This is a genomic window from Sphingomonas sp. DMC8 (assembly GCF_056314185.1).
On the sequence record NZ_JBQUYV010000003.1, the window covers coordinates 376,176 to 386,248 of the forward strand.

Annotated in this window: 7 protein-coding genes; 2 read left to right on the top strand and 5 right to left on the bottom strand. The window is 68.2% G+C overall.

The genetic code is table 11. From position 1 onward, the window contains the following. Positions 1 to 45: 45 nt before the first annotated feature. Both ACT53K_RS09390 and ACT53K_RS09395 read left to right on the top strand, forming a co-directional pair. The gene (locus ACT53K_RS09390; protein WP_476228348.1) at positions 46 to 723 is read left to right on the top strand and encodes a response regulator transcription factor; all 678 of its coding nucleotides are present in this window, start codon (positions 46 to 48) and stop codon (positions 721 to 723) included. After that, a complete protein-coding gene (locus ACT53K_RS09395) occupies positions 710 to 2,095 on the top strand; it encodes a sensor histidine kinase (RefSeq protein WP_476228349.1) in 1,386 nt (461 codons plus the stop codon). Before ACT53K_RS09390 ends, ACT53K_RS09395 begins: the two co-directional genes overlap by 14 nt. On the opposite strand, the gene ACT53K_RS09400 is transcribed toward ACT53K_RS09395, so the two are convergent. The 5 genes from ACT53K_RS09400 to ACT53K_RS09420 form a co-directional block, all read right to left on the bottom strand. Then, a complete protein-coding gene (locus ACT53K_RS09400; protein WP_476228350.1) occupies positions 2,078 to 3,523 on the bottom strand; it encodes an efflux transporter outer membrane subunit in 1,446 nt (481 codons plus the stop codon). The two genes, ACT53K_RS09395 and ACT53K_RS09400, sit on opposite strands and share 18 nt — an antisense overlap. Continuing rightward, complete coding sequence (locus tag ACT53K_RS09405) at positions 3,516 to 4,679, bottom strand: efflux RND transporter periplasmic adaptor subunit (protein WP_476228351.1); 1,164 nt, start codon at positions 4,677 to 4,679, stop codon at positions 3,516 to 3,518. Before ACT53K_RS09405 ends, ACT53K_RS09400 begins: the two co-directional genes overlap by 8 nt. Next, the gene (locus ACT53K_RS09410; RefSeq protein WP_476228352.1) at positions 4,669 to 7,887 is read right to left on the bottom strand and encodes an efflux RND transporter permease subunit; all 3,219 of its coding nucleotides are present in this window, start codon (positions 7,885 to 7,887) and stop codon (positions 4,669 to 4,671) included. Before ACT53K_RS09410 ends, ACT53K_RS09405 begins: the two co-directional genes overlap by 11 nt. Before the next feature lie 120 nt (positions 7,888 to 8,007). After that, positions 8,008 to 9,363, bottom strand: coding sequence for a sensor histidine kinase (locus ACT53K_RS09415; RefSeq protein ID WP_476228353.1), 1,356 nt, complete (start codon positions 9,361 to 9,363; stop codon positions 8,008 to 8,010). Continuing rightward, the coding region (locus tag ACT53K_RS09420; protein WP_476228354.1) for a response regulator transcription factor at positions 9,353 to 10,073 on the bottom strand (721 nt) is incomplete at its 5' end. The genes ACT53K_RS09415 and ACT53K_RS09420, both read right to left, overlap by 11 nt.

The window sequence follows — 10,073 nt, forward strand, 5'->3', positions numbered from 1 at the left end:
TGCTATTCAGTTGACGGCCGCGCCCGCAGCGCGAAGACGGAGCGCGTGACGCAGATACTGCTCCTCGAGGACGACCCCGGCACGGCCGACGAGATCCGGCTGGAACTCGCAGCCGCCGGCCACGGCGTCGTCCATCGCACGACGCTGGCGGCGGCCGCAGAAGTGGTGCGTGGCAGGACAACCGACCTGATGATCGTCGACCGCCAGTTGCCCGACGGCGAAGGGCTGGACCTGATCGCCACCCTGCGCGCCGAAGGCTGGCGCACGCCGGCGCTGGTGCTCAGTGCGCTGGGCAGCCTTGACGACCGGGTGCGCGGCCTGCGCGCAGGCGGCGACGACTATCTGCCCAAGCCCTTCGCTCTCGTCGAGCTGATCGCCCGGGTCGAGGCGCTGCTGCGCCGCCCGGACGAGCGACGCGATACGCGGCTGATCGTCGGTCCGCTCGATCTCGACCTGCTCGAAGGCAAGGCGAGCCGCGCCGGCCGCCCGCTCGACCTATTGCCGCGCGAGCTGAAACTGCTCGACTATCTCGTCCGCCGGCCGGGGCGGATCGTTACCCGCTCGATGCTGCTTCAGGACGTGTGGGGTTACAGTTTCGAGCCGAACAGCAATGTCGTCGACGTTCATATGGGCAGACTGCGCCGCAAGGTGGATGCCGAAGGCGAGCCGCAGCTGATCCGCAACGTGCGCGGCCAGGGATATGTCTTCGATGTTCCGGCCTGATCCACGCACCCGCGCGACCTGGCGCTGGGGTGGTGCCTTGGCGGCGATCCTGATCGTCCAGTCGCTGCTCCTCTCCGCGATCTTCTGGGTAACCGCCAACGACAATCACCGCCGCGCGATCGAGCACACGCTGCTCGACGATTGCAGCTTCTTCTCGCTGACCCCGGTCGCGGAACGGCGCGAGGAACTGCGCGAACGGCTGGCCCGCGACATCCATCGCGAGCGCTTTCTGGCGCTGTTCGATACGCGCGGACAGCGTATGGTCGGCAATGTCGCAACGCTGCCGCCCATCCCCGTCGGCCCGGGCCAGTCCTTTATCGCGACGATCGCGCCGACCGACCTGCCCGGCAAGACCAGCGACGTTGCCCGGCTGACGCTGTGCACGATGCCGGACGGCACCCGGCTGCTCGCGGGCATGGACCTGGACGATACCGAAGAGGCGCTGCGGCTGATCTGGCGTTCGCTGCTCGTGGGGCTCCTCCCCGGCCTGTTCCTGGCGCTGGGCGTCGGCCTGTTCGCCGGACGGCGCGCGGCGCGGCAGGTGGATGCCGTGCGGCTGCTGACCCAGCGCATCGTCGCGGGCGAGCTCGACCGGCGCCTGCCCGTCCCCGACCGACCCGACAGTTTCGGCCTGCTCTGCGCCCATATCAACACGATGCTCGACCGGCTGCAGATGCTCGTCGCCGAAGTGCGCGGCATCGGCGACGACATCGCGCACCAGCTCCGCACCCCGCTTACCCGGCTGCGCGCCGGCCTCGAACGGGGACTGCGCGAGGCGGAGGATCGCGCCGGCTTCGAGACCGTGGTCGATCGCGCGCTGGCGGAAATCGACGCGCTGCTAGGCATTGTCGCCGCGCTGCTGCGGCTACGCGAGCTGGAGGATGGCGAGCGGCGGAGCCGCTTCACCCGGGTCGACCTGACCCAGCTGGTCGAAGACGCCTGCGACCTGCACCGCCCCGCCGCCGAGGATCGCGGCATCACCCTGTCCTGCGCCATTGCGCCGGTGGCGCCGATCCAGGGCGACGCCAGCCTGCTGATCGAGGCCGTCGCCAATCTGATCGACAATGCCATGAAGTTCGGCCCCGCCGGCGGAACGGTAACCATCCGGCTCGCGGAAGAGGAAGGGGTTCCGGCGATCACCGTCGCCGATCAGGGCAGCGGCGTCCCCCCTGCCGAGCGCTCGCTCGTCACCCAGCGCTTCTATCGCGGCCGGCGCGACAGCGCGGGCGCCGGTCTGGGCCTGTCGCTGGTGAAGGGCATCGTCGATTTGCACGGCTTCACCCTGCATTTTGCCGCAACAGGAAGTGCCGTTACTATCCGGTGCGGCCAGAAAGAAACCGCCGGCGTCGCACCCTCACATCGTCGGGACTGACTCGGCACGCGCACAGCAACCATTCTGCGCGCCCCACCCGCCCCCAACCGCACCGATCAGGCGGATGCTTGCCGCAAGTCTGCGGGTCTGGAGGTCGATCACCTTGCGCCGTGCCTGTAGGGCGGTCGCCTGCGCCGTCGCCACGTCAAGATACGTGACAACGCCCTTTCCGTAGCGGTTTAGCGCGAGTTGTTCTGCCTCCCCCGCCATTTGCACAGCCTGCGCTTCGGCGTCGGCCTCGTCGGCGAAATGGTGGAGCTGGGCAAGATTGTCCTCGACCTGCTGGAACGCAGCGAGCACCCGCGTCCGATAATCGGCGGTCGTTTCGTCCCAACGCGCACGGGCGGTGGCAAGCGCAGCGCGGCGGCGGCCGCCATCGAAGATCGAGAGGATCGCGCTGGGGCCGATCGACCAGAAGCTGTTGGGCGCGGCGACCAGTCCGGCCAGCGCCGTGTTCTGCACGCCGCCGGTACCGCCCAGCACGATCGAGGGGAAGAAGGCCGCCCTGGCGGCGCCGATACCGGCATTGGCGGCGAACATCCGGCGTTCGGCGGCGGCGATGTCGGGGCGGCGCTGGAGCAGTGTCGAGGGCAGCACCGCCGGGATCGCCGGGATCGCCGGCTGCCCCTCCGCGGCGGGGAGCGAGAAGCTGCTCGCCGGCGCGCCGGCCAGGCTGGCGATGGCATGTTCGACCAGCGCGCGTGCTGCCGCGATGTCGGCAAGCTGGGCGCGGGCATCGGCGAGCAATGCCCCCGAGCGCGCGACGTCGATGCCCGAGGCGATGCCGCCCGCAAAGCGCCTGCGGATCAATGCATCGGCCTGGGCATAGGCCTCCACTGTGGCGCCGAGCATATGCGCCTGCGCGTCGAGACCGCGCAGCTCGACATAATGCTGCGCCAGCTCGGTTTCGAGCGCGAGGCGGATGGCGGCTAGATCGTCGGCGCTCGCCTGCGCTGCGGCGCGGCTGGAAGCAAGCCGGGCGTGCAGCCCGCCCCACAGATCGGGTTCCCAGCCGATACCGGCCGAAAGCGTGTCGGCGGCATATTCGTCGGGCTGGTTGCCACCGCGCAGCGGGCGGTGGTCCGACTGGCGGTTCTGGGTCAGGTCGCCGCGCGCGCCGAGGCTAGGCAGCAGGTCCGCCCGCGTCGCGCCGATATAGGCACGGGCCGCTTCATAGCGTGCCACTGCCGCTTCCAGCGTAGGGTTGTCCTGCGCAACCCGTGCTTCGAGGCCGTCCAGCACCGGATCGGCGAACAGCGTCCACCAGCGGCCATCGGCAGGGAGCGCGGGCGCAGCCTGGGTCCAGGGACCGGCTTCCTTGAACTGCGGCGGGGCAGGAACGACCGGCGGATGATAGGCAGGCGTGGTCCCGCAGCCCGCAAGTGCCGTGGCCAGCGCAAGGCCGGCGAGCGTCAGCCGCTTACGCATGGCTCTGCTGCACCCGCACCAGTTCGCCCTCGCTCACCGAGTCTGGCGGATTGTCGACGACACGGTCACCGGGCTTGAGGCCGCCCAGCACTTCCACCGTCGGGCCGAGATCGCGGCCGATGGTGATCGCCTGGAGGTGGATGCGGTCGCCTGGCCCCACCAGCGCCACGCGCGCGCCCTGCGCCCGGAACACCAGCGCGCTCGACGGGATCTGCACCGTACCTGCCTGACCGGCGGTGTTGAACGCGACCTTGGCATAGCCGCCGGGCTTCAGCATTGCGCCGGGGTTGTCGGTGACGAGCTGGACCTGGAAGGCGCCGCTCTGCTGGCTGATCGCACCCGACTGGGCGATTACCTGCGCCGTGAAGCTGCGGCCCGGGTAATCGGGTACGCTCAGTGTCGCGGCAAGGCCGGGATGGATCGCGGCCGAATAGACCTGCGGCACGCTGACATAGATGCGGATCTTGCGGACATCGGCGACCGAGAAGAGCGGCTGCGCATTGCCGCTGCTCGGCCCCACCAGATCGCCGATATCGGCGGCGCGCTGCGTCACTACGCCGGCAAAGGGCGCGCGCACCGTGGCGAAGCCCTTCATCGCCAGCAACCGACCGAGATTGGCCCGCGCAGCGTTGACCGCAGCGTTGCGCACGGCGAGCTCGCCATTCTTTTCGTCTGCTTCCTGCTGCGACACCGAATGGGTGGTGAGCAGGTCGTTCCAGCGCGCCGCCGTGCTCCTGGCGAGGCTGGCATTGGCGAGCGCACTGGAAAGGTCGGCGCGCGCCTGGCCGATCTGCTGGTCGAGCTCGGGCGTGTCGATCTGGGCGAGCGGGGTGCCGGCCGCGACGGTGGCGCCGATATCCTTGTCCCAGGCGCGGACATAGCCGGCCACCCGGGCATAGAGCTTGGCGGCGTCCCAGGCCTCCATCGTGCCCGGCAGGCTGAGCGTGCCGGTAGCGGCGGCGGCCTGTACCGGCACGAGGTGGACGACTGGGATCGAGCGCGCATCAGACCAGTGCTGGGCCTCGCCGGCATCATGGGCGCGGCTCATCGTGCCGAGCGCGATCACGGCACCGGCGATCACGACGGCGGCGATACCGGCGGTCTTCAGGCCGCGCGGGGCGTGGGTCTGGGAGGACAGGGGAGCTTCACTCTGCATAAACAAGATCCTCGGCTGCGAGGTCGGAGGGTTGACGAAGCTTGTCGCGGCGGTGCGCGATGCTGAACACGACGGGGACGAAGATCAGCGTGGCGAGCGTCGCGCAGATCAGGCCGCCTATCACGGCGCGGCCCAGCGGGGCGTTCTGTTCGCCGCCTTCGCCGAGGCCCAACGCCATCGGCGCCATGCCGATGATCATGGCGAGCGCGGTCATCAGCACCGGGCGGAAGCGGGTGGCACCCGCTTCCATCGCGGCCTTCAGCGCGTCGCCGGTTTCGGCCAGCCGCTCGCGGGCGAAGCTGACCACCAGCACCGAGTTGGCGGTGGCGACGCCCATGCACATGATCGCGCCGGTGAGCGCCGGCACCGACAGCGGCGTGTGGGTGGCGAACAGCATCCAGATGATTCCCGCCAGCGCTGCCGGCAGTGCCGAAACGATCACCGCCGGATCGATCCACGACTGGAAGTTGACGACGATCAGCAGGTAGATCAGCACCACCGCGCCGGCGAGGCCGAACAGCAGGCCGGAGAAGGCCGTGTTCATCGTCTCGACCTGACCGCGCAGCGCGACGGTGGCACCCTTGGGGGCCTGAGCGGCGGTGTCCTTGATGATCTTCTGGATACCGCCCGCGACGGCACCGAGATCGCGGCCCTGCGTGGTTGCATAGACGTCGAACACTGGCTGAACCGCATAATGCGAGACCACCGCCGCACTCGGTTCGCGGTGGAGCGTGCCGAGGCCGCCGAGCAACTGGGCGCTGCCCTGCGCGCCGGTCACCGGCATGGTCTGCAGGTCCGACATCGTATCGACGCGATATTGGGGTGCCTGAACGACGATCGGATAGGATACGCCGTTCTTTGGGTTGAGCCAGAAGGCCGGGGCAATCTGGAAGCTGCCGGCGAGGTTGACCGACAGGCTCCTGGTCACGTCGTTTTCGGTGATTCCGACGCGATTGGCCTGCGCCCGATCCACGTCGAAGCCGAGTTCAGGATAGTCGTTCGCCTGCTGGACGCGGACATCGGCGATACCGGCGATATGGTTCATCTTCTCGGCGAGCAGGTGGGCATAGGCTTCGTTCGCCTTCTGGTCGGGGCCGGCGACCTGCACGTCGATCGGGGCCGGCGCGCCGAAGTTCAGGATCTGGCTGATGATGTCGGCCGGCAGGAACGAGAAGGTCGAGCCCGGGAAGGCCTCGGGCAGCGCCTTGCGCAGCGCCTTCACATAGCCGTCGGTCGGCTTGTGCTCCTTGGAGAGCGTGATCAGGATGTCGCCGTCCTGCGGGCCGATGCCGCCGGTGTTCGAATAGGCGCGGTTGATGCCGCTGACCGGCAGGCCGATATTGTCAACGATCGAGACGAGCTGGTCGGGCGGAACGACGCCGCGGATGCGGTCCTCGATCCGGTCGAACAGCGCGGCCGTTTCCTCGATGCGGGTGCCGACGGGCGCGCGAACGTGCAGGTTGATCTGCCCTGCGTCGACCGAGGGGAAGAAGGTCTGCCCCAGCATCGGGATCAGCGCGAAGGAGGCGAGCACCACCAGCAGGAAGCCGGGGACGAACGCCTTGCGCCGGGCGAGTGCGAAACCGAGCAGCGACAGATAATAGCGGCGGATCGCTTCGAAGCGCATTTCGAAGCCGTGCTGGAAGCGCCGGAACGGATTGCGGCTCTTGGGCGTGCCCGCCATTGCGTCATGGCTGGCCATATGCTCGGCAGTATGCGCGCCGGCATGCTGACGGAGCAGGAAATTGCCCATGGTCGGCACCAGCGTGCGGCTGAGCACGAAGCTGGCGATCATCGCGAACACCACCGCTTCCGCCATCGGCGCGAACAGGAAGCCCGCGACGCCCGGCAGGAAGAACATCGGCAGGAAGGCGATGCAGATGCAGAGCAGCGAGACGAACGCCGGCTGCACGATCTGACGCGCACCGTCGAGGATCGCGTCGCGCACCGTCTTGCCCTGTTCGAGGTGCCAGTTGATGTTCTCGATGGTCACGGTCGCGTCGTCGACGAGGATGCCGACCGCCAGCGCCAGGCCGCCGAGCGTCATGATGTTGAGCGTCTGCCCGGCGGCGGCGAGGCCCGCGACGGCGGCAAGCACCGCCAGCGGGATCGACGCGGCAATGATCACCGTCGAGCGCCACGAGCCGAGGAACAGCAGGATCATCAGGCTGGTCAGCGCAGCGGCGATCGCGCCTTCGCGGACCACGCCGGATACGGCCGCCTTCACGAACAGCGACTGGTCGGATAGCGGCAGCACCTTCAGGTCGGGCGGCAGCGTCTGGGCAAGCCGGGGCAGCAGCGCCTTCACCTGATCGACGATGGCGATGGTCGAGGCCGCGCCGCTCTTCAGGATCGTCATCAGCACCGCGCGGTGGCCGTCGACACGGACGATGTTGCGCTGGGGCGGCGAACCGTCATGGACATGGGCGACGTCGCGCATCAGCACGGTGGCGCCGTCGACGGTCTTGATCGGCAAATCGTTGAGCTGGTCGATCACTTCGGGCGAGTTGTTCAGCCGGATGTTGTATTCGTAGCTGCCGATCTTGGTGGTACCGGCCGGCACGATCTGGTTCTGCTGCGCCAGCGCATTGCCGACATCGGTGGCGGAGAGATGATGTGCCTGCAGCGCGGCCGGATCGAGATCGATCTGAATCTGCCGCTCCTTGCCGCCATAGGGCGAGGGCACGGCCGCGCCGCCCACCGAGGCGAGTGCCGGGCGGATCGCATTCTGACCCAGGTCGAAGATCTTCGCTTCCGACAGCGTCTTGGACGACAGCGCGAGCTGCACGATCGGCACCGTCGAGGCGTTGTAGTTCAGGATCAGCGGCGGCGTGATGCCGGGCGGCATCTGCTTGAGCACGGTCTGGCTCATGCTCGTCACCTGCGCGGTGGCGGTGCGGATGTCGACGTTCGGGCGGAAGAAGATCTTGACGATGCCGATGCCGGCGAGGCTCTGGCTCTCGATGTGATCGATGTCGTTCACCGTCGAGGTGAGCTGCCGCTCGTAATAATAGACGACGCGGCCGGACATCTCCTCGGGCGGCAGGCCGCGATAGGTCCAGACCGCGGCGATCACTGGAATCTTGATGTCGGGGAAGATGTCGGTCGGGGTCTCCAGCGCCGCCACCCCGCCACCCAGCACGATCAGGATCGCAAGGACGACGAAGGTATAGGGCTTGCTGAGCGCGATCCGGATGAGGTGAAGCATGGGCAGCCTGCGCAACGGGAACGAAGTGCCGGCCCCGTGACGCGAGGGGGTGGGGGACGCCCCGGCGCCGGCGCGAGGGCATTTGCTCCCGCGCTGCAGCAATGGCGAATTAAATGAATTTCACCTTGGCTGCTGGGGTATCCCGATACGGGCGATCAGGCCCGGGCGGGCATCGTCGAACACCAGCGTAAAGCCATGCAGGTGCAGGATCGCGCTGACCACCGCCAGTCCCAGCCCGGTGCCTTCCACCCCGGCCGCGCCGCTCGCGCGGTGGAAGCGGCGCAGCACCGCCTCGCGCTCGTCGGGCGCAATGCCCGGGCCGTCGTCGATCACCTCGATCAGCGCGATCTCGCCCTCGCTGCGCACATGAACCCGCACCGCGCTGCGGGTAAACTTGATGGCATTGTCGATCAGGTTGCCAATGGCCTCCGCCAGCAACTCATGGTCCGCGCATATGATCGGCTGGTCCGCAATGCGGACGGCCAGCGCGACACCCCGTTCCTCCGCCAGCGGATCGTACAGCTCGGCCAGCGCGCGAACCAGCGGCGCCAGCGCCAGCGCCTCCATGCCTGCGCGTCGGCCGCTGGCCTCCAGTTCAGCAATGCGGAGAAGCGCGGCGAACCGATCGACCACCGCATCGAGGTCTTCTACCGCGCTTTGGGTCGTGGCGCGCGCGGCAGGCGGCAGATCGGCCGCCTGGAGCATCCGCGACAGCGCAGTCCGCACGCGCGTGAGCGGGGTCCGCAGGTCGTGCGCGATCGCGTCCGTGGCGTTCTTCACTTGCGCTACGACATGCGCCACTTCTTCGAGCATCAGATTCACCGTCGCGGCGAACTGGTCGAGTTCGTCATGGCGTCCGGCGATGGGCATGCGGTGCGCGAGGCCCCCCGCGGCGATCACCCGGCTTGCGCGTTCTAGATCGCGGACCCGGCGAAGCGGTCCCATGCTGAGCAGGATCGCCGCCGTCAGCACCGTCGCGGTCCCCGCCAGCCCGCTCACCAGCAAGATCTGTAGCAGCCGCAGCCGCAGATCCTGCACCGGCGAGATATCCCGTGCCTGTATGATCGTTTCGCCATTCGGCGTGCGCACCGCCAGCACCCGCAACATGCCATGTGCTCCGTCGCGCGCCGCCAAGGTATAGGGCGTGCCCAGGCGATAGGGCTCCGGCAGGCGGATATTGCCTATCACCTGCTCACCGTCGCGCCCGAGCAGCGCAAAATAATTGAGGCCGGGCGTGGTGTTGGCAATTTCGGCACGCATACGATCGGGCAACGCCGCCGCTGGCGCCGCCAGCAGGGTACGAGCGCGGGTATAGAGAATCTGGTCGCTGCGTACGGTCAGTTCATGCGCCGTGAAGATGTAGCTGATCGCCAGCGTAGCCCAAAGCCCGGCCAGGAACACCGCCCCCAGCATCACCGTCAGCCGAAACGGCGTGGTCCTGCGCACATCGCGCCAGCGGAGGCGGTCAGACGGCATCGAGCCGATAGCCTTCGCCCTTCACCGTGGTGATCGCCGAGGACGCGCCGGGCACATCGAGCTTGCGGCGCAAGCGGGCGATATGGACGTTGATCAGGTTGGCCCCTGGGTCGAAATGATAGTTCCACACCTGCTCGAACAGCATCCGGCGGCTGACGGTGGTGCCTGCGTGCCGCATCAGGAATTCGAGGAGCTTGAATTCCATCTGGAGCAGCCGCACCGGCGTTCCCGCCACCTGCGCCTCGCGCCGGAGGAGATCAAGCCGGACGCGGCCCACCTGCAGTATCGCCTCGGTCGCTGGCCTGCTCCTTCGGAGCAGCACTTCGACGCGCACCGCCAGCTCACTCGGCGCGAACGGCTTGATGAGGTAATCGTCGCCGCCGGCCCGCAGGCCGGCAATCCGCTGATCGACATCGCCCAGCGCACTGACCATCAGGACCGGTGCCTCAATGCCCGCGCCGCGCAACTCGGCAAGCAGCGAAAGGCCATCCATGTCCGGCAGCAACCGGTCCAGCGTAAGCGCCTCGGGAGGATTCGACCGCACTCGAGCCAGCGCCTCGCTGCCGGTGCTGGCGGTATCGACACAATGGCCATGCGCGGCTAGCTCGCTTGCGATCGCGTCCGCCGTTGCCGGATCGTCTTCTACCACCAGAATATTGGCCATGGGGCTATGATAGAAGCCGGCGCACAATCGGCAAGCAGCCAGCCCG